18 protein-coding genes are annotated in these 22,449 nt (G+C 65.0%); 11 read left to right on the top strand and 7 right to left on the bottom strand.

Annotation, left to right across the window (positions count from 1 at the left end; genetic code table 11):
• Positions 1 to 71 precede the first annotated feature (71 nt).
• Positions 72 to 302 carry a DUF6356 family protein gene (locus IE116_RS11505; RefSeq protein WP_189612551.1) on the top strand — a complete coding sequence of 77 codons (231 nt, stop codon included), beginning with the start codon at positions 72 to 74 and terminating at the stop codon, positions 300 to 302.
• Here the strand turns inward: IE116_RS11505 and metG are convergent.
• Positions 295 to 2,358, bottom strand: a complete 2,064-nt coding sequence (metG, locus tag IE116_RS11500; RefSeq protein ID WP_189612549.1) for a methionine--tRNA ligase — start codon at positions 2,356 to 2,358, stop codon at positions 295 to 297. The two genes, IE116_RS11505 and metG, sit on opposite strands and share 8 nt — an antisense overlap.
• A gap of 81 nt (positions 2,359 to 2,439) precedes the next feature.
• Entirely contained in the window at positions 2,440 to 3,348 is a 909-nt protein-coding gene (locus tag IE116_RS11495; protein WP_189612547.1) for a LysR family transcriptional regulator, read from the bottom strand.
• A gap of 61 nt (positions 3,349 to 3,409) precedes the next feature.
• On the opposite strand from IE116_RS11495, the gene IE116_RS11490 reads away from it, so the two are divergent.
• Together IE116_RS11490 and IE116_RS11485 are read left to right on the top strand one after the other, a co-directional pair.
• A complete protein-coding gene (locus tag IE116_RS11490) occupies positions 3,410 to 4,504 on the top strand; it encodes a 4-oxalomesaconate tautomerase (RefSeq protein WP_189612545.1) in 1,095 nt (364 codons plus the stop codon).
• A gap of 110 nt (positions 4,505 to 4,614) precedes the next feature.
• A complete protein-coding gene (locus tag IE116_RS11485) occupies positions 4,615 to 5,592 on the top strand; it encodes a Bug family tripartite tricarboxylate transporter substrate binding protein (protein WP_189612543.1) in 978 nt (325 codons plus the stop codon).
• A gap of 111 nt (positions 5,593 to 5,703) precedes the next feature.
• Here IE116_RS11485 and IE116_RS11480 read toward each other — a convergent pair whose 3' ends face one another.
• Both IE116_RS11480 and IE116_RS11475 read right to left on the bottom strand, forming a co-directional pair.
• The gene (locus tag IE116_RS11480) at positions 5,704 to 6,060 is read right to left on the bottom strand and encodes a hypothetical protein (protein WP_189612541.1); all 357 of its coding nucleotides are present in this window, start codon (positions 6,058 to 6,060) and stop codon (positions 5,704 to 5,706) included.
• Between the two features lie 124 nt (positions 6,061 to 6,184).
• On the bottom strand, positions 6,185 to 7,504 hold the full coding sequence (locus IE116_RS11475) for a hemolysin family protein (protein WP_189612539.1): 1,320 nt from the start codon (positions 7,502 to 7,504) through the stop codon (positions 6,185 to 6,187).
• Here IE116_RS11475 and IE116_RS11470 point away from each other — a divergent pair.
• From IE116_RS11470 to IE116_RS11460, 3 genes are all read left to right on the top strand, one after another.
• Complete coding sequence (locus tag IE116_RS11470) at positions 7,503 to 7,751, top strand: hypothetical protein (RefSeq protein ID WP_189612537.1); 249 nt, start codon at positions 7,503 to 7,505, stop codon at positions 7,749 to 7,751. The genes IE116_RS11475 and IE116_RS11470 overlap by 2 nt on opposite strands.
• A 191-nt stretch (positions 7,752 to 7,942) precedes the next feature.
• Positions 7,943 to 9,748: an autotransporter assembly complex protein TamA gene (locus tag IE116_RS11465; protein ID WP_189614573.1), complete on the top strand. Its 1,806-nt coding sequence runs from the start codon at positions 7,943 to 7,945 to the stop codon at positions 9,746 to 9,748.
• A complete protein-coding gene (locus IE116_RS11460; RefSeq protein ID WP_189612535.1) occupies positions 9,745 to 13,929 on the top strand; it encodes a translocation/assembly module TamB domain-containing protein in 4,185 nt (1,394 codons plus the stop codon). Before IE116_RS11465 ends, IE116_RS11460 begins: the two co-directional genes overlap by 4 nt.
• A gap of 382 nt (positions 13,930 to 14,311) precedes the next feature.
• Here the strand turns inward: IE116_RS11460 and IE116_RS11455 are convergent, their stop codons facing one another.
• Both IE116_RS11455 and IE116_RS11450 read right to left on the bottom strand, forming a co-directional pair.
• Positions 14,312 to 15,379, bottom strand: a complete 1,068-nt coding sequence (locus IE116_RS11455) for a Bug family tripartite tricarboxylate transporter substrate binding protein (RefSeq protein ID WP_189612534.1) — start codon at positions 15,377 to 15,379, stop codon at positions 14,312 to 14,314.
• 80 nt (positions 15,380 to 15,459) lie between these two features.
• Entirely contained in the window at positions 15,460 to 16,047 is a 588-nt protein-coding gene (locus IE116_RS11450) for a cupin domain-containing protein (RefSeq protein WP_189612532.1), read from the bottom strand.
• Between the two features lie 180 nt (positions 16,048 to 16,227).
• Between IE116_RS11450 and IE116_RS11445 the strand changes: the two genes are divergently transcribed.
• The 5 genes from IE116_RS11445 (at position 16,228) to IE116_RS11425 (ending at position 21,674) form a co-directional block, all read left to right on the top strand.
• Entirely contained in the window at positions 16,228 to 16,944 is a 717-nt protein-coding gene (locus IE116_RS11445) for a TetR/AcrR family transcriptional regulator (RefSeq protein ID WP_189612530.1), read from the top strand.
• 102 nt (positions 16,945 to 17,046) lie between these two features.
• Positions 17,047 to 17,613, top strand: a complete 567-nt coding sequence (gene dcd, locus IE116_RS11440) for a dCTP deaminase (RefSeq protein WP_189612529.1) — start codon at positions 17,047 to 17,049, stop codon at positions 17,611 to 17,613.
• A gap of 88 nt (positions 17,614 to 17,701) precedes the next feature.
• Positions 17,702 to 19,963, top strand: coding sequence for an arginine/lysine/ornithine decarboxylase (locus IE116_RS11435; protein ID WP_189612527.1), 2,262 nt, complete (start codon positions 17,702 to 17,704; stop codon positions 19,961 to 19,963).
• Positions 19,963 to 21,192 (top strand): BaiN/RdsA family NAD(P)/FAD-dependent oxidoreductase, encoded by a 1,230-nt coding sequence (locus IE116_RS11430; RefSeq protein WP_189612525.1) that lies wholly within the window; start codon positions 19,963 to 19,965, stop codon positions 21,190 to 21,192. The genes IE116_RS11435 and IE116_RS11430 overlap by 1 nt, the downstream gene beginning before the upstream one ends.
• The gene (locus tag IE116_RS11425) at positions 21,192 to 21,674 is read left to right on the top strand and encodes an NUDIX hydrolase (protein WP_229828108.1); all 483 of its coding nucleotides are present in this window, start codon (positions 21,192 to 21,194) and stop codon (positions 21,672 to 21,674) included. Before IE116_RS11430 ends, IE116_RS11425 begins: the two co-directional genes overlap by 1 nt.
• Here IE116_RS11425 and IE116_RS11420 read toward each other — a convergent pair.
• Positions 21,646 to 22,383 carry a GntR family transcriptional regulator gene (locus tag IE116_RS11420; RefSeq protein WP_189612522.1) on the bottom strand — a complete coding sequence of 246 codons (738 nt, stop codon included), beginning with the start codon at positions 22,381 to 22,383 and terminating at the stop codon, positions 21,646 to 21,648. The two genes, IE116_RS11425 and IE116_RS11420, sit on opposite strands and share 29 nt — an antisense overlap.
• Between the last annotated feature and the right edge of the window lie 66 nt (positions 22,384 to 22,449).

The following is a 22,449-nucleotide window of genomic DNA, read 5'->3' as shown; positions in this document are numbered from 1 at the left end:
TCAGTTTTAGCAGAAATTTTGCCTGCCCCTACTGATAACATTTTTCAAGGATCACGATTCAGGAGAAACCGATGTCCAAGCTGTCTTTCACCGAACACCCGCGCAACGTCGGTGAAACCTACGTCGAACACCTTGGCGTGTCCTGGAGCTTTGCCCGCAGCATGTTTCGCGCCGGTTTCGCGGCCCTGATCCATGGGCTGTTCCCCTTCCTGTTCGTGACCACCGGGTCGTCCATCGTCAAACGCCTGAACGACCGGATGGTCGTGAACCGGATCCGGCAACAGTCAAAAACGACTACCTGACCCGCATGCCGGGGGTGGCGCCTTCCACGGGCTCCAGCACATAGATCCCTGGCTTGGCCTTCTCGTCGCGATCGCTCGCGGCGAGCACCATTCCTTCCGACACGCCAAATTTCATCTTGCGCGGCGCCAGGTTGGCGACCAGCACGGTCAGCTTGCCGATCAGATCGGCGGGTTCATACGCCGACTTGATCCCCGAAAACACGTTTCGCATCCGGCCCTCGCCCGCGTCCAGCGTCAGGCGCAGCAGCTTGTCGGAACCTTCCACGTGCTCGCAGTTCACGATCTTGGCGATGCGCAGGTCGATTTTGGCAAAATCGTCGATGGTGATGGTGTCGGCGATCGGCTCGCCGCCCGGGATCAGTGCTGGCGCAGCAGGGGCCGGGGGCGGCTCGAACAGCGCGTCCAGCATCTTGGGGTCGACCCGCTGCGCAAGATGCTGATAGGGCGCCACATGGTCAGGCAGGACGGCGGCGTCGGACCAGACGAAGTCGCGGTCCATGCCGAACAGTTCCCGCGCCACGCGGGTCGCGATCACCGGCAGCACCGGCGTCAGCATGACCGACAGGGCCTTGAAGCCGGCCACGGCGCGGGAACATACGTCCTGCAGCGCGGCCTTCTGTTCCGGCTGGGCGGCGGCCTGCTTGGCCATCACCCAGGGCTGGGCGGCATCGAACGCCTGATTGATGCGGTCGGCACACGCCATGATCTCGCGCAGCGCCTTGCCGTATTCACGCGCTTCGAAGGCGGCGCGGACGGTTTCGGTCGTGCCGGCCAATTCATCGGTCAATGCCGCCGTGTCGCCCTGGTAAGCCAGCGCGCCGTCGAAGTGCTTGGTGATGAAGTTCGATGCGCGGCTGGCGATGTTGACGTACTTGCCGACCAGGTCGCTGTTGACGCGCGCGATGAAGTCATCGGGGTTGAAGTCCAGGTCTTCGACATGCGCGTTGAGTTTGGCGGCAATGTAGTAACGCAGCCATTCGGCGTTCATGCCGATGTCCAGATAGCGCAGCGGCGAAATGCCGGTGCCGCGGCTCTTGGACATCTTTTCGCCGCTGACGGTAATGAAACCGTGCACGTTCAGGCCGTCGGGCGTCTTGCGGCCGGCGAACTTGAGCATGGCGGGCCAGAACAGCGCGTGGAAATACACGATGTCCTTGCCGATGAAGTGGTACTGCTCGGTGCTGCCGGCCGGATCGAGCAGGGCGTCGAAGTCCAGGCCCGCCTTGGCGCAATAGGCCTTGAGCGAGGCCAGATAGCCGACCGGGGCGTCCAGCCACACATAGAAGTACTTGCCTGGCGCATCGGGAATCTCGATGCCGAAATAGGGCGCATCGCGCGAGATGTCCCAGTCATTGAGCTTGCCTTCTTCGCCCAGCCACTCGCGGGTCTTGGCATAGACCTCGGGCTGCAGGCGGGGCAGGCCCGACGGGTTGGCGCCCACCGTCCATTGCTGCAGGAATTCCACGCAGCGCGGGTCGGACAGCTTAAAGAAGAAGTGTTCTGAACTCTTCAGTACCGGCGTGGCGCCGGTCAGCGTCGAGTACGGGTCGATCAGGTCGGTGGGCGCATAGACTGCGCCGCACACTTCGCACGAATCCCCGTACTGGTCTTTGGACTTGCACTTGGGGCAGGTGCCCTTGATGTAGCGGTCGGCCAGGAACATGCCCTTGACCGGGTCATAGAACTGTTCAATGGTGCGCGTTTCGATCAGGCCGGCATCGCGCAGGCGGCGATAGATGCCCTGCGACAGCTCGGTGTTTTCGGACGAGTGCGTGGAATGCCAGTGGTCGAAGGCGATATGAAAGCCGCTGAGGTATTGCGGGCGTTCGGCGGCGATGCGGGCCACCAGTGCCTCGGGCGTGATCTGCTCGGACTCGGCCTTGAGCATGATCGGGGCGCCGTGCGCGTCGTCGGCACAGACGAAATGCACCGTGTGACCCTGCATGCGCATGCTGCGGACCCAGATGTCGGCCTGGATGTACTCCATGATGTGGCCGATATGGAAGGACCCGTTGGCGTAGGGAAGGGCGGTGGTGACGAATATCGTGCGCGACATTGGCAATGAAAGACTCTGGTCTGGGGATCCTCTGATTTTAGCCCCTGCGCGCGTTTCGCGCCGGGATGCGGCCCGCAAGGCCTAACTGCGTGCCGCTTTGCCCGCATCGCGCAGCATGCCGTAGAGCACGCTGGCCGCCGGCGACAGGGCGTGGCCGTGCCGCGAGATCAGCCCCAGGGTGCGGCTGACCCGCGGCTTCATGAGCGGAATGCCGATCAGGGTAGGGTGGGTGGTCAGGGGCAGCGCCAGCTGCGGCACGGCGGCCACGCCCAGTCCGGCTTCGACCATGCCCAGCAGCGTCAGGACGTGGCTGACTTCAAATGCGCCTTGCGCCCGCTTGCCGCCCTTGGCCAGGGCCGCGTCGATGAGCAGGCGGTTGCCGCTGTCCTTGTGCACAGTCATGAAACGTTCGCCCGCCAGGTCTTCCCAGGTCACCGACTTGCGGGTGGCAAACGCGTGGTCGTTGCGTACCGCCAACACGAAGTCTTCCTTGAAGATCGACCGGAACTCGACTTCGGTTTCTTGCGTGCCGATGAAGTTGATGCCGAAATCGGCGCGGCCGGACGTGACGGCGTTGAGCACGAAGTTGGCGCCTTCGTCGATGACGCGCACCCGGATCCGCGGATAGCGGGCGGCAAATTCCTTGAGCACCGACGGCAAAAAGTAATAGGCGGCGGACGGAACGCAGGCCACGCTGACCAGCCCGCTCAGCTGCGCCGCCAGGTCGACCACGCCCATCATGGCGCTTTCGAGCTCGGCCAGCGCGGCGCGGGCGTGTTCCAGGAATACGCGGCCGACGTTGGTCAGGGCCACGTGGCGGGTGGTGCGGTCGAGCAGGCGCGCGCCCAGGATGGTTTCGAGCTTTTCGATGCGCCGGCTGAGCGCCGGTTGCGACAGATGCAGGTCTTCGGCCGCGGCGCGAAAGCTGGAACGTTCAGCCACAGCAACGAATGCCTGCAATTCCTGGAGGTCGAAATTGATGCGCGCCATGCATTAATTGATCTAAGAGTTGCAATTCACAAATTATCCCACAGCGCGCAAGATGCCCACCATGCAAAAAACCATTCCCTGCGTCTTCATGCGAGGCGGCACCTCCCGCGGTCCTTATTTCCTCAAGGACTGGCTTCCCCAGGATATCGAAACGCGCGACAAGGTCCTCTTGTCCGCGATGGGCTCGCCCCACGAACTCCAGCTGGACGGCCTTGGCGGCGCCAACTCGCTGACGAGCAAGGTCGCCATCGTCTCGAAGTCGGACCACCCGGACTGCGACGTCGACTACCTGTTCGCGCAGGTATCGATCGACCGCGCCCTGGTCGACACCCGTCCCAACTGCGGCAACATGCTGTCGGGCGTCGGCCCGTTCGCCATCGAGCAGGGCCTGGTCCAGGCCAAGGACGGCGAGACCCTGGTCCGCATCTACAACGTGAATACCAGGTCGACCATCAACGCCGTCGTGCAGACGCCCGGCGGCAAGGTCGAGTATGAAGGCGACGCCAAGATCGACGGCGTCAACGGCACCGGCGCGCCGATCCGCCTGAACTTCCTGGACGCCTGGGGCACGGTCACTGGCAAGGTGTTTCCGACCGGCAACCTGACGGACGAGATCGACGGCGTGCAGGTCACCTGCATCGACGCGGCCATGCCCATGATGATCGTCCGCGCCACCGACATGGGCTGGAAGGGCGACGAAAAGCCGGTGGACCTGGACGCCAACCTGGAATTCATGACCCGCCTGGAAAAGATGCGACGCGAAGCCGGCCTGAAGATGGGCCTGGGCGATGTGTCGGACAGCGTCATTCCCAAGCCTGTGCTGGTCAGCAAGGGCGCGCATGACGGCCAACTCGTATCTCGTTACTTCACGCCCCTCAAGTGTCACCGTTCGCATGCCGTTACCGGTGCCATCGGTGTCGCCACGGCATATGTCACGCCGGGCACGGTACCCTACGGATTGTCGATCCAACGGCAGCCGGGGATCCACCGGATTGAAATTGCCCATCCCTCGGGCCGCATCGAAGTCGATGTCGAACTGGCTCAAGGGGAAACCTCGGTCGAAGTCACCGGTGCGGGACTGATCCGCACCGCGCGCAAGATCATGGAAGGCCAGCTGTACATCCCCAGCCATATACTGCCTGGTGTGGCGTCCTGATCCGGCTCTGATTCGACCAGGCCAGTCCAAGAACTGGCGCAAGAATCTGGCTTGCGCGCACTGCGATGCGCGCTTGTCATCAACCCATAAGCAAAGTCATGGAGACTTCAATGCAACTTTTCGGACACCGCCTGTCGGCGATCGTCATCGGCCTGACCGCCTGCGGTTTCGCCGCTTCCGCCGCCCAGGCTGCCTACCCTGACCACGCCATCACCATCGTCGTGCCAACCGCAGCAGGCGGCGGCAACGACGCGTTCGCACGTATCGTCGGCCAGAAAATGAGCGAAGGCCTGGGCCAGACCGTGGTCGTGATCAACAAGGCTGGCGCGCAAGGCGCGATCGGCACCGAATTCGTCGCCCGCGCGCCGGCCGACGGCTACACCATCCTGCTGGGCTACATCGCCACGCACGGCATCAACCCGGCCCTGCAGAAGCTGCGTTACGACCCGGTTGCCGACTTCAAGGGCATCGGTCGCCTGGCGAACTCGCCCACGCTGCTGATCGTGTCGTCGTCGTCCAAGATCAACTCGGTCAAGGAACTGATCGAGCGCGGCAAGGCTGCCGACAGCAAGCTCAACTACGCATCGGCGGGCCAGGGCACGGCCCCTCACGTGACGGCCGAGCTGTTCAAGCTGTCCACCGGCACCAACATGCTGCACGTTCCGTACAAGGGCTCGGCCCCTGCCGTGACGGACACACTGGCCGGCACGACCCAGGTCATGTTCCCGAGCCTGTTCGGCGCCTATCCGCATCTGTCGACCGGCAAGATCAAGGCTCTGGCCGTGGCCGGTGACAAGCGCACGCCGCTGCTGAAAGACGTCCCGACGCTGGCAGAACTGGGTGTAAAGGGCGTGGATGTACCCCAGTGGTACGCGCTGTTCGCCCCGGCCAAGACCGATCAGGCGATCATCGACCGCCTGAACAAGGAGCTGAACATTGCACTGAAGGATCCGGACGTGCAGGCCAAGCTGGCCGAACAAGGCGCGGATGTGAGCCCGAGCACCCCGGCTGAGCTGGATGCCTTCGTCAAGAGCGAAGTCACTCGCTGGAAGGGCGTCGTCAAGCAGGCCAACATTCCGGTGGAATAAGGCTGGGACGGGCGCCAACGCCCGTGCCAACGACGCAATAAAAAAGCCCCCGTGTCCTTGACCGGGGGCTTTGTCATTGCTGGCCGCCGGGAAAGGCGTAGCGGTCAGACCTTACGCGACGTCGCGCGCTTCGACGTCGGTCACTTTGCTGCGGTCCATACGGACGGCGGGGCGGGGGCGACGGGCGTTGCCGGCGTCATTGGCCGCGCCGCCGCGGGCCGCTTCCTGGGATTGCGTCTGCGCACCCGTGCGAAAGGTAAAGCCCTGCGATCGCGCAAAGCCACCGCGCGACAGCGTGGTGAACAGATCCGCGGCCATGAAGGGCTTGCCCCGCACTTTGGCGATAAGGAACATGACCCCGACCGCGATCGCCGCAGAGGCGACGAACACGAGGGCCATGAACAGCCCCGCGAGCGCAATAGCTGCCACGAGGGTGATACGGATGAGTTTGCCGAGAGTTTCAGTCATAGATGAAAGAGCCTGGGAATTCGGGAAAGTTCACATGAATGCGGGTAAACCAGCAGGGGGCATGCCTGCGGGCGGTGGCTTCGGGGGCCCGGGGCCAGAGTACCTGGCCCTGGGCGAGAGACCATCAGCCCGTCTCGTCTTCCGGGTCCACCGGGTCGGGCAGGCGCGTCGCCAGGACCTTGTCGATCCGCTTGCCGTCCATGTCCACCACTTCGAATGACCATTCCGCCAGGGTCACGATGTCGCCCGTGACCGGAATGCGGCCCAGCATCAACATGATCATGCCCGACAGCGTGTGATAGGACTCGGATTCGCCTTCGGGCAGGTCGGAGATATCCAGGCGGTCTTCCAGCTCGCCCACGTCGAGCAGCCCGTCCAGCAGCCACGAACCATCCGCGCGCTGGATCGCCGACGATTCCTCGGGTTCGGTGGTGTTTGTATGGAATTCGCCAACGATCGCTTCCAAAACGTCACGAAGGGTAACGAGGCCCTGGACGTCGCCATACTCGTCCACCACCAGCGCGGTCTGGGTGTGGGAGCTGCGAAAATTCTCGACCAGCTCGGTGCCGGTCAGGGTTTCAGGCACGTACAGCGCGGGCGTCAGCTTGCCGGTCAGGTTGAACGGCTGGCCGGCCAGCACTTGGGCCAACAGGTCCTTGGCGCGCGCAAAGCCGATCACGTCGGTCAGGTCGCCCCGGCACACCGGAAAGCGCGAGTGATGCGAGGCCTCGATCTTGGCCTTGGACACTTCGATCGAATCATCCACGTTCAGGTAAATGATGTCGGATCGCGGCACCATCAGCGACGACAGCTTGCGCTCGTCCAGGCGGAATACATTGCGGACCATCTGGCGCTCGGCCTGCTCGAAAATGCCGGCGGTTGCGCCCTGCGTCATCAGTACCTGGATCTCTTCTTCGGTAACGTGATGCTCCTGGTTGTCCTTGGCGCCCATCAGCTTGAGCGCGGTATCGGTGGCCAGGGACAGGAGTTTGACGAACGGCGTGGCGACCCAGGACAGGATACGCATCGGGCCGGCGATCATGCTGGCGACCGCTTCCGGGTGCATCTGCCCGAAACGCTTCGGGACCAGCTCGCCGATCACGATCGACAGCAGGGTGATGATCACCACCACGATGCCCAGCGCAATACCGGACGCGTAGTCGGCCACGGCGGGCACGTGCAGGCGGATCAGCTCGGCCAGGGGCTGCGCAAGCGCGTTTTCGCCCACGATACCGGTCAGGATGCCGATCGAAGTGATGCCGATCTGGACGGTGGAAAGAAAACGGGTGGGGTGCTCGGCGAGTTCGAGCGCGGCTTTGGCGCGCTTGTCGCCCTCGTCGGCCATCTGGTGCAGGCGGGAGCGACGTGCCGTCACGACCGCGATTTCGCTCATGGCAAAAATGCCGTTGGCAACGAACAGTACGAGAAGTAAGGCGATTTCCATGGATTCAGGCGCCGAATGGCTTGGCCGGCTGCCATCGCGCGCGGCGACGACCTGCGGTTCAAATTCGATAGCCCTGATGTTGATAAGGCCTTCAAGCATAGCCGACGCGCACGATATTCCAAATCGTCAATATGTCTCTATCGCGCCGTCAATCCTGCCGTTGGTGCCTGCCCTGCGTCCGCGCTGGCGTCCGCTGTCTCACCCGTCCTCATTGAAACGCTTGCGTACATCCTCGTTGCAGGCGTGACTAAGCCGCCGTGGCGTTCCGCTATGCTTGCGGCAGGGTCATCTGCGGGAAGTCTTATGTGCGTGCGTGTAGCAGTGGTCGAGGCGGCAAATGCCACCGCGATCCAACTCTTTTCCGGTAGGGGAAGGAAGCCCCGCGCGCGTCGGCTGCAAGCGTCCCGATTCGTGAGTTGGTGGCTGATTGCTGCGTGCATGCCCGCGGCGGCGTGGGCGGCTCGCCCGGAAATCACGATCGATCCGGGCGGCGTGCCGCCATCGGTGCTCGCGGCGGTCACGCTGGCCGTCGACAGCATTGCCGCGCTGGCCGATGACGTGGACGGGGGCGAGTCCACGCGGCTTCGCCGCCGCGCGCGCGAAGCCACCATTACCGCACTGGCGACCGAAGGCTATTTTTCGCCAGAAGTCGTACTCGATGCCGGCACCGACGTGGGCGGCGCCACCTGGGACATCACCCTGGTGCCGGGCGAACGCACGCAGATCGAAGCCGTCGATATCGCCTTTGCCGGGGCGATCACCGGCCCGGCCTTTGAAGCGCGCGCGGCCACCCTGCGCAATGCGTGGAGCCTGAAGCAGGGCGACCCCTTCCGCAATGAAGTCTGGGAAACGTCCAAGCGTGATCTGCTCGATAACGTGACATCCAAGGACTTTCCGGCGGCCCGGTTTGTCGAAACCGCCGCCGATGTGAACGCGGACCGCGCCATGGCGCATCTGCACATCAAGCTGGACAGCGGGCCGGCGGTCAAGCTGGGTGAAGTGACGGTGATTGGCCTGAAGCGGGTGCCGGCCGGCACGGTCGAGCGCTACGTGCGCATCAAGCCGGGCGAGCCCTATGACCGAAACCGCCTGGTCGATTATCAACAAAGCCTGCAGGCGACGCCGTTCTTTCGCGGAGCCAAGGTCGACGTGGACCTGGGATCGTTGTCGCCCAAGCCGCCTGATGAACCTGCTCTGCTGCCCGAAGGGGCCGCGCCGCAAAAGACCGAAACCGCGCCGGAATACGCGGGCCCGCCCGAAGTGACGCTGCCGGTGCGCGCCGAAGTGGTCGAGTCGCGGCCTCGCAGCGCCAGTATGGCGCTGGGTTTCGATGACGAAGCCGGTGCGCGCGCCGAGGTGGTGTATCGACAGAATGTGGTGGCCAACAAGGCCGTGGAGCTGGAAAGCGGCGTGCGGGTGGACCGGCTGCGGCAGCTTGCGTATGCCGACATCCATCTGGCGCCCGACGAGAACGGCAATTACGACAGCTTCGGCGTGCTCGCCCTGAATTCCGATATCAATGGCCTGGGCGTGCGCCGATACGCGCTGGGCGCCATCCGGAAAAAGACCTTCCGTCCCGACGACCTGAGCAGCCGCGTGGATTACGAAACGCGGCTGGGCGGCCGGCTGGCGAATGAACACACCACCATCGACGGCGTGGAGTCGTACAGCGCGAACACGGTGACCAGCACGTTCGAGATCCTGCGCCGCGACGTGAATGACAAGTACGACCCGCGTGAAGGCAATCTGGTGGCGGTGGGTACTGGCCTTGGCACGGAGCTGGGCGGCAGCAACGTGTTTGGCCGCCTGACCTTGCGGGGCCAGTACTGGTGGTCGCTGAGCAAGGCCGATGTGATTACGGTCCGCGGGGAAGTCGGCAAGCTGTGGTCGCGTGACGTGACACGGGTGCCCGATGACTTTGCGTTCCGCACCGGCGGCGCGCGCACCATTCGCGGCTATCGGTATCTGGGGCTGGGCCGCAAGGTGGGCGATGCCGTCCTGGGCGACTCGACGATGGCGGTGGCCAGCGTGGAAGGCATCCATTATTTCGATGAACGGTTCGGCGGGGCCTTGTTCTTCGACGTGGGCAATGTGGCCCCCAAATTCAGCGAGATGAAGCTGGCCAGCGCGATCGGCGTGGGCGCCCGGGTCAAGACCCCGGCCGGCCCGCTCAACCTTGACCTTGCGTACGCCTTGCGCGACAACAATGTGCGTCTGCACTTTTCCCTGGGGATCGCGTTTTGAGCGACGCACGGACACCGCCTTCTTCATCGTCATCGGCCGCGCCCGCGCGGGATCCGGCCGCGGCGGGTGCCTCTGCGCCTGCACCGACGCCCCGGCCGCGCCGCCGCTGGCCGTGGGTGGTGCTGGGCGTCGCCGTGGTGGGCCTGGTGGCGCTGGGCAGCGGGGTCGCGTGGGTCGCGACCAGCACGTCCGGCGCCGATTGGGCCTTGCGCACGGGCTTGAAGGCAGCGGGGGCAACCGGTGGCTACGAGGGCCTGAGCGGCACCTTGAAAGACGGCCTGACCCTGCAGCAGTTGCGTGTCCAGCATCCGAGTGCGGACGTCGACGTGGACGCGCTGCGTGTCGAACTGGACTGGCGCGCGTTGTGGACTGGTCGCGTGCACGTGCCGGTGTTGTCCGCCGACCGCGTCAGCCTGAACCTGAAGCCATCCGACACCCCCAGCGAGCCGCTGACGACCTTGCGGCTGCCCGTGCAGGTGCAGGCCGACCGGGTGCAGATCGGCGTCTTGCAGATTGCCCAGGAAGGCACGGCCTTGCCCGTGTCGTTTGCCGACATCGACTTGCAGGCGACTTTAGGCGAGAACGAGCACCAATTGCGCATCACGCAATTGCGGGCCCTGGCGCCGGAAGCGCAGGCCAGCCTGCGTGGCCAGGCGCGCATCGGGGTCGACAAGCCGTTCACCACCGACATTGGCGTGGATATCGATGGCCGTCAGGGCGATCGCGCGTTCACGCTGCGCACCGATGCCAATGGCACGCTGGAAGCCTTGCCCTTCACCTTGAAAGGCGAGGGTGAAGGCGTGGCGCTGGATGCAACGGGCAGCCTGGCGCTGCTCGACGGATTTCCGCTGCGCGGCCTGCGCCTGGCGCTGGAGGGCGTGGATCCGGCCGCCTGGGCGCCGGGGGCGCCCCGGGCCAAGCTGGACGTCTCGGCCGACCTGACGGTGGGAACCGAGGGCGGAACGGGTCCCTTGTTGCTGCGGGGGCCGTTCTCGCTCACCAACGGCATTCCGGGCCCGATCGACGAAAACGCCTTGCCGCTGACGCGGCTGGCGGGTCAGTTGACGGTGCCCGTGGAAACCTTCGACAGCGTGCAGATCGGCGCATTGCAGATTGCGCTGCCAGGCAAGGGACGGATCGCGGGCGCCCTGTCGTGGAAGCGCGGCGCGCAGCCCGGCGATGCGATCGGTCAGGTGCAAGGCACGCTGACGGCAACCGAGATCGATGCGTCCCGCCTGCACGGCGCGGCGCTGCCGACCCGGCTGTCGGGGCCGATCACTTTTGAGGCCGATGCGCAGCGGCAGCAGGTCAAGGCCACTCTGAAAGAGGCCGGCCGAAAGGTGCCGATGTCGATTGCGCTGACGGCGGCCGTTGAAGACCAACGGGTCAAGGTCACGCAGGCCGACGTGCAGGCGGGTGAGGCACGGGCCCGCGCGACCGGCGAACTGGCGCTGCAGGGCGACCAGGCATTCAAGGCCAACGTCCGGCTGGACCGGTTCGACCCGTCGTTTTTCCTGCCTGGATCGGCGCTGCCGCCCGCGCTGGTGTCCGCGACGGTGGAAGCGGCCGGTGCGCTGTCGCCCGAGATTGCGGGCACCGCGGCGCTGCGCTTCGACGAAGGCAGCCGCTGGAATAACGCGCCACTGGGTGGCCGCGTCGACGCCGCATTTGCCGGCGAGCGGCTGTCCCGGATCGATGCCGCCGTCACGGCCGGCAGCAACCGGCTCAACGCCCAGGGCGCGTTTGGCCGTCGTGGCGACCGCTTAACGTTCGATCTGGATGCGCCACAGCTGAACCTGTTGTGGCCGTCGCTGCGCGGGACGCTGAGCGCCCAGGGCGGCGTGGCCGACACGCTGGCCTCGCCTGCCGTGGATGTGCGGCTCAAGGCCGACAACCTGCAGCTGCCGGGCGGGATCCGGGTGGACTCGGTGCGCGGCACGGCCGACGTCGGCAACATTCCGGCCACGGCCGCCGCGCGCGGGCAGACAGCCGGCATGGACCTGTCGCGCGCGCCCGTGAAGATGGATGTGACCGTCGAAGGGGCGCGCATGGCCGACCGGCCCGATGCCGCGTTGCGCAAAGGCACGCTGGTGTTGAATGGCACCCTGGCAGATCACACAGGCCGGCTCGACGCCGACTTCCTGCAGAACGGCACTGCGCCCCCGGCCACGGTCAAGGGCGCGTTCCAGGGCAGCTGGGGCAATGGCGGCAATGCGCGGCAGCCCGTGGGCTGGCGCGGCAGCATCACCGAATTGGTGTCGGCGCGCGACCCGTTCGGCCTGACCCTGTCGCGGCCGATCACCCTGAGCTACCTGCCCACCGCGGTGGCGCCGGCCTGGCAATGGGAAGCGGGCGCGGCCGATTTTGCCGTCAAGCTGCCGGGTGGGCAGACCGGCAAGATTCTTCATGCGGGATCACGCGGGGGGCATGGACGGTGGGAGTCGGCCGGTCGCATTGAAGGTCTGGCCTGGGCCCCGGAAATGTTGATGGACGCGGTATCGGGCAAGCCCGTGCCGCCCGAGCGCATCGTGATCGTGGATGCCGACTGGAGCGTGCGGTTTGCGGACGCCTTGCAGGGCACGGCGCAGATCCGCCGGCGCAGCGGCGACCTTTGGTTGCCAGGCAACCCTCCGGTGGCGCTGGGGCTGAATGCGCTCGAACTGAACCTGCAGGCCACACCCACCGGCCAGCCTGGACGCAGCCGGGTGACCGTCAAGGCGAACGTTGCGGGCGAGCGGCTGGGAACGGTGCGACTCGATGGCGAGGCCGGTGTCCGCGCGGTGGGCGGCGCGATCGGGCTCGATACCGACCGGCCCGCGTTTGCCGACGCCGACCTCGACGTCAAGGATCTGAGCTGGCTGGGTCTGCTGATCGGCGACACGCTGGAATTGGGCGGTGCGGTCAAGGGCAAGGTGCGGATCGCGCAGGAAGGCAATGCCTGGGGCGCACGCGGCGCCATTACCGGCGAAGGCATTCGTGTGATCCAGGTGGACAACGGCATCCGGCTCCTGAACGGCACGCTGCAGGCGCGCCTGGAGGGCAATCGGATCGTGCTGGAAGCTTTGCGCTTTCCGGGCGTGATCCGCGTTCGCCCGCGCGACTCGCGTGTCACGCAGTGGATCGACAGCGAAGGCCAGAATTCCGAGCTGGTGATCAGCGCGGACTGGAGCCTGCCCGACGCGTCGGGTCATGCCACCATCCAGGCGAACCGTTTCCCGGCCATCCAGCGGGCGGACCGGTTCGTTGCGGGGTCGGGCCGGGTGGACGTGGACCTGGCGCCAACCAAGCTGCGCGTGGCGGGCCTGTTCGAAGTGGACGCAGGCTGGATCAACCTGGGCACGCAGTCGCCGCCGACCTTGTCGGACGACGTGCTGGTGGTGCGCAGCGGCGATGAAAAGCGCGAGGTGCCGCGTGGCATCACGTTCGACGTCGGCCTGAAACTGGGGGAGCGTTTCTTCCTGCAGGGCTACGGGCTGGACACGGGGCTGATCGGGCAGATCCGGGTGATTGGTGAAGGCAGTTCGATGCGGGCGAGTGGTTTGGTCCGGACGCGCGGCGGCGTGTTTTCCACTTATGGCCAGACGCTGACGGTGCGGCGTGGCGCGATCACGTTCCAGGGACCGATCGATGATCCGCTGCTGGACATCGTCGCCTTGCGCGTCGGCCCGGCGGTGGAGGCGGGCGTGCAGGTAGCCGGCACCGCACGCCGTCCACGCATCACGCTGTTCTCGCAGCCGGAAGTCAGCGACGTCGAGAAGCTGTCGTGGCTGTTGCTGGGTCGCGGTCCCGACGCCGGCGGTGGCGGCGCCGATGCTGGCTTGCTGCTAAGCGCGGCAACGTCATTGCTGGGACCGAAGGGCGGCGAGCCGTTCACCCGGCGCCTGGGGATCGACGAACTGGGCGTCCGGTCGGGCAACGTGGGATCGACGCGAGGCTTGCTGCCTGAGCGGACGGTGGCGGGCAACAGTACGTCGGCGACCAACACGCAGCTGGCCAGTCAGTTCTTCATTATCGGCAAGCGGATCACGGACACGATCTACACGAGTTTCGAGCAGGCCTTGTCGGGGCGCGATGGCGTTGTGAAGCTGAGCTACAAGCTGACGGACCAGCTGTCCGTGGTCGGGAAGGGGGGCACGATCAACGGGGTGGATCTGTTGTACATGTTCATGTTCAACGATTGATCTTGCTGGTGGTGGGTCAGAGGGCGGCTTCGATTCGTGCAGGCGGATCGGAGCCGTTTTCTTTTTGAGTCTGTCTCGCCCGGTTGCGCTGCCGATTGCGCCGGGTGTGGGGTGTGCACCCCGGCGCGCCCAATGCTCCCGACCAGCATGACACCCCCCACCCCGAAGTCGAGATGGCCGAAACTTCGCCAAGCCACCGCAAACCATCAGCCAACGCCAGCCAAAGGCGCTCCAAATGCAGGGCCGGAGCGGACAGTCGTGTGGGGAGGCTTTGCAACGCCCAGGCCCGGCGTAGGCCGGGACCCAGCGAGCTCGGCCTTCCCACACGACTGTCCGCTCCGCCCGGGCTCCCAGCAAGCAGATCTTCCGATCTACAAAAACCTCAACTCCCCGTATTCAACAACCCCAAAGCCTGAATCAACGCCTTGTTCGTCTCCAGATCACTCGCCAGTTTCGCCGCAAAGTCCGTCGCGTTCAGATAGCTGATCTGCTGGAACAGCTGGCTCGCGGCGGTCTTGAATTCGGGTTTGGCGGAGGCCGTCTGGCAGGCGCGTTCAAGCGTGGTGCGAACAGCGGCGGGCGTGCTGTGATGCACGTACAGACCGTTGCGGGCAATCACGGCGTGCGGAATATTCGATTCCGTAATCGCCGGCACGTCCGGCAGGCCAGGCAGGCGCGTCGCGCCATACACCGCCAGCAGGCGCAGGTCCTTCCCGGCCACAGACGACACGCCCAGGGCGCCGAAATCGACATGGCCACCCAGGATCTGCGGAATCACCTGCGCGTCGCCCCGGAAGGCAATCTCGTTGAAGCTGACCTTGCTGGCCTTGGCCAGATTGGCCGTGGCCAGGTGCGGCACGGAGCCGGGGCCGGCGTGCCCATAGGACAGGGCGCCGGGCTTGGCGGCGGCGCGGGTCAGCAGGTCTTTCAGGTTGGTGATGGGCGAATCCTTGCGGACCGCGATCACGAACGGATTCTCGAAGATCTGGCAGATGGGCACGATCTGGTCGACCTGGTAGGGAAGTTTGCCCATCAGAAAGGGCGCTTGCGTCAGCGGCGATGAGGGCGAGAACAGCACGGTGTAGCCGTCCGGCCGGCCGTTGGCAATGGCCGCCACGCCAATGGTGCCGCCCGCGCCGTCCCGGTTGTTGACGACGATCTGCTGGCCAAGGATCTCGGCCATTTCCTTCGTGAAGGCGCGCGCCATGATGTCGACGCTGCCGCCTGCCGAGTACGGCACGATCACTTCGACAGACCGGGCCGGGTAGGGCGTCTGGGCCGCGGCGGGCGCGATGCCAAACGTAGCGTGGGCGGCGAGGGCGAGGATTGCGGCCGCGGCCACGGGCAGGGCGCGATCAGAAAGGATCGGGGCGGGGGGCGGGGAAGATGTCTGGGCGGATAGGTGGGCGGGTGTCTGGACGGATATCAGGGCGGATATCGGGGCGGGCATGGGGTGTCTCCTCGTCATGCTTTTTTTTGATGGGTCTGGTTTCTAGCGCAGGGGTTTGGCCACTGGCCTGCCCCCCGGGATCACCCGTGGCCGTGCTGGAATTTTTCCGCCAGCGCAGGCTCGAATTGGCCGTCGATCAACACGAACAGCACTTTGCAGGGCGCGTCGCTGCGGTTGGTCCAGGCGTGGTGGGTGCCGCGCTGGACGAGCATGTCGCCAGCCTTGAGCGTCACTTCGGAGTCGTCCAGCAGCATGGTGATTTCGCCCGTCAGCACGACCGCGTAGTCGATGGTTTCTGTGCGGTGCATGAAGGGGTGCCGGGCGTTGGGCGCATGCTGGGCGGTCAGGGCTTGCTGTCCGCCAAACAGGGCGAACGCGGCCTTGGCGGCGTCCGGGTCCAGATTGCGCAGTTCCAGCGCGGCCGGCGGAAATTCAATGATGCGAATCACGCTGCCCAGGGGCGGCGGCTGCAGGGCGACCGGACTGAGCGTGGGGTCCGGGCCATTGTCGATGGGGGCCGGCGACGTCGGCGTGATCCATAGCTGCGTCAGGTAATAGCCCGGACGGGCCGGGTCATGCCGGACGTTGGGAGCCGGACCGTCTTCGACAACGATGGCGCGCCCGTCGGCGTCATGGCCGGTCACGACACGGCGGATGGTGCCTTGCATGGAGTCTCCTGGGATGGTCAGTGTTGGGGGCGTGGATGCCGCCTTTTCGGACATCATAGAGACCCCGGCAGAGCCGAGTCAAACGAATGATTCAAGCAGTTGACTCATTTACTCGACATAACGTGTCCCGCCTGGAGGTACGATGTGGGCATGGCACTAACGTCCTCTCCCTCTGACCCCATGCAAGAACCGACTTCCGCCACCGCCGTGGCCGTTCGGGCCGCCGCGGCCCCGGCATCCGCCGACACGGAACAGTCCACGCGCGATCGCATCATCGACGTGGCCGAGCGCCTGTTTGCCGAGCAGGGCTACAACGGGGTGTCCCTGCGCGCCATTACGGCGGCGGCCGACGCCAACATGGCGGCCGTGCACTACTACTTCCGCAACAAGGAAGGCCTGCTGCGGGCGATTTTCGAAGGGCGGGTGGGCGAGATGAATGCCGAGCGCCAGGCTCTGCTGGACGCCTGTTTTCCGAAAGATGGCCAAGTAACAAAACCGGATGTGCGGGACGTGCTCGCCGCCTTCCTTGGCCCGGGGCTGCGCATGGGCGACACGGAAAAGGGCGCGATCTTCAACCGGCTGTCGGCGATCTGCTCGGTCGAACCCGACCGGACCGTCAAGAACATCGTGTTCGGCGTGCATGACGCGGTGGCGCGGCACTTCGTGCTGGCGCTCGAGGCGGCCTGCCCGCATTTGTCGCGCGACGAGCTGTTCCTGCGCCTGCAGTGCGTCTTCGGCAGCATGATGTACCTGCGCGCCGACAACGGTCGGGTCGCGCGGCTGATGCCCGATGCCAGCGGCCAGGGACCCACCCTGGGCCCGTCGTCGCAGACCCTGGCGGGCATGCTGGATTTTCTTGCAGCCGGATTGAATGCGCCGGGAACAAGCCCTGCGTAAGACAGGTCGGACAAAACCGGCCTGGTGCCGCGCGGTGCTGTCGCATTAGACGGCTACAATCGCAGCCTTTACTTCATTTGTCATCCGCCGAGGCCCCTGTTCATGAGCATCAAAAGCGACCGCTGGATCCGTCGTGTTGCGACCGAAAATGGCATGATCGACCCGTTCGAACCGGGACAGGTGCGGAACGTGAATGGCGAGCGCATCGTCAGCTACGGCACCAGCAGTTACGGCTACGACGTGCGCTGCGCGCGCGAATTCAAGATCTTCACCAACATCAACTCGACCATCGTCGACCCCAAGGCCTTCGATTCCAAATCATTTGTCGACTTTGAAGGTGACGTCTGCATCATCCCGCCGAACTCGTTCGCGCTGGCCCGCACGGTCGAATACTTCCGCATTCCCCGCAGCGTACTGACAATCTGCCTGGGCAAGAGCACCTACGCGCGTTGCGGCATCATCGTCAACGTGACGCCGCTCGAGCCGGAATGGGAAGGCCACGTGACCCTGGAATTCTCGAATACCACGCCGCTGCCTGCCAAGATCTACGCCGGCGAAGGATGTGCGCAGATGCTGTTCTTCGAAAGCGACGAAGTCTGCGAAACGTCTTACAAGGACCGTGGCGGCAAGTATCAAGGCCAGCGCGGTGTAACGCTGCCAAGCACCTGACCCCTGGCTTTGCGCATCATTCGTCCCCTCGCCGCGCGATCCGCGCGGGGGTGACGGTTCACCCTTATTTCTGGTTGCAGGAGCGTCCATGAAATTCCGCTTTCCCATCGTCATCATCGACGAAGACTTCCGTTCTGAAAATGCGTCCGGCTTCGGCGTGCGCGCCCTGGCCGCCGCGATCGAAGCGGAGAGCATGGAAGTCCTGGGCGTGACCAACTACGGCGACCTGTCGTCGTTCGCGCAGCAGCAAAGCCGTGCCAGCGCCTTCATTCTGTCGATCGACGACGAAGAGTTCGGCGCCGGCATGCCGGACGACGTGGCGCACGCCGTCAAGAAGCTGCGCGCGTTCATCGGCGAACTGCGTTTTCGCAACGCCGAGATCCCGATCTACCTGTACGGCGAAACGCGCACCTCGCGCCACATCCCGAACGACATCCTGCGCGAACTGCATGGTTTCATCCACATGTTCGAAGACACGCCGGAGTTCGTCGCGCGCCACATCATCCGCGAAGCCAAGAGCTATCTGGATTCACTGGCGCCCCCGTTCTTTCGCGAGCTGGTCAAGTACGCGCAAGACGGCTCGTATTCCTGGCACTGCCCGGGGCACTCGGGCGGCGTGGCCTTCCTGAAAAGCCCGGTGGGCCAGATGTTCCACCAGTTCTTTGGCGAGAACATGCTGCGCGCCGACGTCTGCAACGCCGTCGACGAACTGGGTCAGTTGCTGGACCACACCGGCCCGATTGCCGCGTCGGAACGCAATGCGGCGCGCATCTTCAATGCCGATCACTGTTTCTTCGTGACCAACGGAACGTCCACGTCCAACAAGATCGTGTGGCATGCCAATGTGGCGCCCGGCGACGTGGTCGTGGTCGATCGCAACTGCCACAAGTCCATCCTGCACGCGATCATCATGATCGGCGCCGTGCCGGTGTTCCTGCGCCCGACCCGCAATCACCTGGGCATCATCGGGCCGATCCCGCTGGATGAATTCCGCGAGGAAAGCATCCAGAAAAAGATCGCCGCGAATCCGTTTGCCAAGGGCAACGGCGCGCGCAAGCCACGCATCCTGACCATCACGCAAAGCACGTACGACGGCGTCGTCTACAACGTCGAAATGATCAAGGAATTGCTGGGCAGCACGATCGACACGCTGCACTTCGACGAAGCGTGGGTGCCGCATGCGGCCTTCCATGACTTCTACAAGAACATGCACGCCATCGGCAAAGACCGCCCGCGCAGCGCCGAGGCCATGGTGTACGCCACGCACTCGACGCACAAGCTGCTGGCTGGCCTGTCGCAGGCGTCGCAGATCATCGTGCAGGAATCCGAGACCCGCAAACTCGACCGCCACATCTTCAATGAAGCGTATCTGATGCATACGTCGACCTCGCCGCAGTACGCGATCATTGCGTCCTGCGACGTGGCGGCGGCCATGATGGAGCCGCCGGGCGGCACCGCGCTGGTCGAAGAAAGCATTCTGGAAGCGCTGGATTTCCGCCGTGCCATGCGCAAGATCGAAGCCGAGTTCGGTGACGAAGACTGGTGGTTCAAGGTCTGGGGACCGGACAAGCTGGTCGCCGACGGCATTGGCGAGCGCGAGGACTGGATCCTTGAAGCGAACGATGAATGGCACGGCTTCGGCAATCTGGCGCCGGGCTTCAACATGCTCGACCCGATCAAGGCCACGATCATCACCCCGGGCCTGGATGTGTCGGGCAAGTTCGGCGAGACCGGCATCCCTGCGTCGATCGTCACGCGCTTTCTGGCCGAACACGGCGTGATCGTCGAAAAGACCGGCCTGTATTCGTTCTTCATCCTGTTCACCATCGGCATTACCAAGGGCCGCTGGAACACGCTGCTGACCGCACTGCAGCAGTTCAAGGACGACTACGACCGGAACGTGCCGATGTGGCGCATCCTGCCGGAGTTCTGCCAGGACTATCCGGAGTACGAAAAGGTCGGCCTGCGGGATCTGTGCCTGAAGATCCACGCGTTGTACCGCGAGTACGACGTGGCGCGCCTGACGACCGAGATGTACCTGAGCGACATGGAGTCGGCGATGAAGCCGTCCGAAGCCTTCGCCAAGATGGCGCACCGTGAAATCGAACGCGTGGACGTCGACCAACTTGAAGGCCGCGTGACCAGCGTGCTGCTGACGCCGTATCCGCCGGGCATTCCGCTGCTGATTCCGGGCGAGCGCTTCAACAGCACCATCGTCCATTACCTGCAGTTCGCGCGCAAATTCAATGCGCAGTTCCCGGGCTTTGGAACCGACATCCACGGCCTGGTGGCCGAACTCAATGCCGAGGGCCAGATCCGACATTACGTGGATTGCGTCAAGGACGTCTGATGGGGGCCGGAACTGGCGCGGCGACGGTCGACGTTGCCGTGATCGGCGCCGGTGCCGCCGGCATGATGTGCGCGGCCACGGCCGGGCGGCGCGGCCGCCGGGTCGTGCTGATCGACCACGCCACCAAGCTGGCCGAAAAGATCCGCATCTCGGGGGGTGGACGCTGCAACTTCACCAACCGCGATGCGGGGCCCGCCAACTTCCTGTCGGCCAACCCGAACTTTTGCCGGTCGGCGCTGGCGCGCTACACGTCGCAGGACTTCATCGATCTGGTCACGCGGCACCGCATCGCGTGGCACGAGAAGCATCGCGGCCAGTTGTTCTGCGATGAATCCAGTGAAGAAATCATCCGCATGCTGCGCGCCGAAACCGATGCGGCGGGCGTGCAGTGGCGCATGCCGTGCAGCGTCACGGCGATTGCGCCGCAAGCCGATACCCCCGGCTTTCTTGTCACCACCTCGTCCGGTCCGATCCACGCCGCGCGTGTCGTGGTTGCGACGGGCGGCCTGCCCATCCCCCAGATCGGCGCCACCGATTTCGGGCTCAAGATTGCGCGTCAGTTCGGCCTGAAGATCATCGAGCCCCGCCCGGCCCTGGTGCCATTGACCTTCGATGCTGCCGCCTGGAAACCTTTCGTGCCGCTGGCCGGTGTGGCCCTGGAAGTCGACATCCGCACGGGCGAGGGCAAGAAGGCGCCGCGCTTTCGCGAAGACTTGCTCTTTACGCATCGGGGTCTGTCCGGGCCGGCGGTGTTGCAGATTTCCAGTTTCTGGGAACCGAACACGCCGATTACGATTGACCTGGCGCCCGGGCTGGACCTGGCCGCGGCGCTGCTCGACGCAAAACCTGGCAATCGTCAGCAGGTCGGGACGGTCCTGAGCGGTCTGTTGCCGCGCCGGCTGGCCGAGCAGTGGCTGGTCGCGCATGCCGGGCTGTGGCCGGGACTGGCGACGCAGCGTCTGGCCGACGTGCCCGACAAGACGCTGCGGGCGCTTGCGGGCAGCCTGTCGGCCTGGTCGGTCGTGCCCAGCGGGACCGAGGGCTACAAGAAAGCGGAAGTGATGCGTGGGGGTGTCGACACGCGAGGACTGGATCAACAGACGATGGAGGCCAAAACCGTGCCCGGGTTGCATTTCATTGGAGAGACGGTCGACGTGACCGGTTGGCTGGGGGGATACAACTTCCAGTGGGCGTGGGCTTCGGGCGTGGCTGCCGGGCAGGCGGTGTAATGGAAGCCATCGACCCCATACCGCTATCGATGTCCGCCCCGTTCGGGGGGGCCAAGCTTGCACTGCGTTTCGAAGACAGCCTGCTCGTCTACCGGCGCGACGACTTCCCCGACCTGCCGTACCCGAATTGCTGGGACTTGCCCGGCGGCGGGCGCGAGGTCAAGGAGTCCCCCTGGGAATGCGCCGCGCGCGAGCTGTTCGAAGAGTTCGCGCTGGTACTGCCGCCCACGCAGATGACGGTGGCCCGGGCCTACCCGGCGGTAACACCGGGCGGGCTGCCCACCTGGCTGTTCGCCGGCTGGCTGACCGCCGCCGACGTGGCGTCGATCCGCTTCGGCGACGAAGGCCAGCACTGGCAATTGATGCCGATTGCCGACTTCGTCGAGTGCGAGAACGCGATCCCGCACCTGCGGCAGCGCGTGGCGCGCTTCGTCGACGAAGACGCCTGGGGCATCAGCCCATCCGACGCCGCTCCACACTGAGGCTGTAGCTGAAGCGGTCGCTGCGGTAGGTGGTCGACTCGAACTGCAGAGGAGCATCGCCGGGCCCGAGCAGCACCCGTTCCACCTGCAGCAGGGCCGCGCCCAGTTCGACCGCCAGCGGCTTCACATGCGAGTCGTCGGCCGTCAGTGCACTGATCGACAGGTCGGCCCGCGCAATCGTCAGCCCCACATCATTTTCAAAAATGGCGATCAGGTCGCGGTTGGCCAGGTCGGCCTTGCGGATCCGCTCGCCCAGCTCGACCGACATGTACGAGTGATTCAAGGACAGCGGCGCCCGGTTCAGATAGCGCACGGTGCGCAATTCGCTGACCGGACTGCGCACCGCCACCTTCAGGTGGCGCGCGACGGCTTCGGTGGCCTTGACGGTCTTGTGCGACAGCATGCGGGTGTGGATCACGCGGCCTTCTCCGGCCAGCGATTCGGACAGCCCCCGCAGCTGGGTCAGGTCCTGTGCCACCACCGGCTGCGACACGAAGCTGCCTTTGCCGTGCACCCGCACGATCAGTCCTTCGCGATGCAGTTCGTTCAGCGCCTGCCGCACGGTGATGCGGCTCACGCCGTACTGGGTCGTGAGCTCGCTTTCGGACGGCAGCTTGGCGTGCGGGCCCAGCTTGCCATCCAGAATCTGCTGCTTGAGGCGATCACGCAGCTGCGCGTACAGCGGTTGGGCGGTCTGTTTCAATGGCACAGCTTTTGCTTCACTTGTCATAACTTGTTATGACAAGTCTAATGCGCATCGTCATGGTGCGATTCC

Origin of the sequence: Pigmentiphaga litoralis, assembly GCF_014651835.1 — a bacterium.
Classification (GTDB): Bacteria; Pseudomonadota; Gammaproteobacteria; order Burkholderiales; family Burkholderiaceae_B; genus Pigmentiphaga; species Pigmentiphaga litoralis.
Note: the sequence above shows the minus strand (reverse complement) of the source record. Positions and strands in the feature narration are given on the sequence as shown.

Bases quoted from the DNA above. Each gene is read 5' to 3' on its own strand.
- IE116_RS11505 (WP_189612551.1), top strand. From the start codon at position 72: ATGTCCAAGCTGTCTTTCACCGAACACCCGCGCAACGTCGGTGAAACC.
- metG (WP_189612549.1), bottom strand. From the start codon at position 2,358: ATGTCGCGCACGATATTCGTCACCACCGCCCTTCCCTACGCCAACGGG.
- IE116_RS11495 (WP_189612547.1), bottom strand. From the start codon at position 3,348: ATGGCGCGCATCAATTTCGACCTCCAGGAATTGCAGGCATTCGTTGCT.
- IE116_RS11490 (WP_189612545.1), top strand. From the start codon at position 3,410: ATGCAAAAAACCATTCCCTGCGTCTTCATGCGAGGCGGCACCTCCCGC.
- IE116_RS11485 (WP_189612543.1), top strand. From the start codon at position 4,615: ATGCAACTTTTCGGACACCGCCTGTCGGCGATCGTCATCGGCCTGACC.
- IE116_RS11480 (WP_189612541.1), bottom strand. From the start codon at position 6,060: ATGACTGAAACTCTCGGCAAACTCATCCGTATCACCCTCGTGGCAGCT.
- IE116_RS11470 (WP_189612537.1), top strand. From the start codon at position 7,503: ATGGATTCAGGCGCCGAATGGCTTGGCCGGCTGCCATCGCGCGCGGCG.
- IE116_RS11475 (WP_189612539.1), bottom strand. From the start codon at position 7,504: ATGGAAATCGCCTTACTTCTCGTACTGTTCGTTGCCAACGGCATTTTT.
- IE116_RS11465 (WP_189614573.1), top strand. From the start codon at position 7,943: ATGCCCGCGGCGGCGTGGGCGGCTCGCCCGGAAATCACGATCGATCCG.
- IE116_RS11455 (WP_189612534.1), bottom strand. From the start codon at position 15,379: ATGCCCGCCCCGATATCCGCCCTGATATCCGTCCAGACACCCGCCCAC.
- IE116_RS11450 (WP_189612532.1), bottom strand. From the start codon at position 16,047: ATGCAAGGCACCATCCGCCGTGTCGTGACCGGCCATGACGCCGACGGG.
- IE116_RS11445 (WP_189612530.1), top strand. From the start codon at position 16,228: ATGCAAGAACCGACTTCCGCCACCGCCGTGGCCGTTCGGGCCGCCGCG.
- dcd (WP_189612529.1), top strand. From the start codon at position 17,047: ATGAGCATCAAAAGCGACCGCTGGATCCGTCGTGTTGCGACCGAAAAT.
- IE116_RS11435 (WP_189612527.1), top strand. From the start codon at position 17,702: ATGAAATTCCGCTTTCCCATCGTCATCATCGACGAAGACTTCCGTTCT.
- IE116_RS11430 (WP_189612525.1), top strand. From the start codon at position 19,963: ATGGGGGCCGGAACTGGCGCGGCGACGGTCGACGTTGCCGTGATCGGC.
- IE116_RS11425 (WP_229828108.1), top strand. From the start codon at position 21,192: ATGGAAGCCATCGACCCCATACCGCTATCGATGTCCGCCCCGTTCGGG.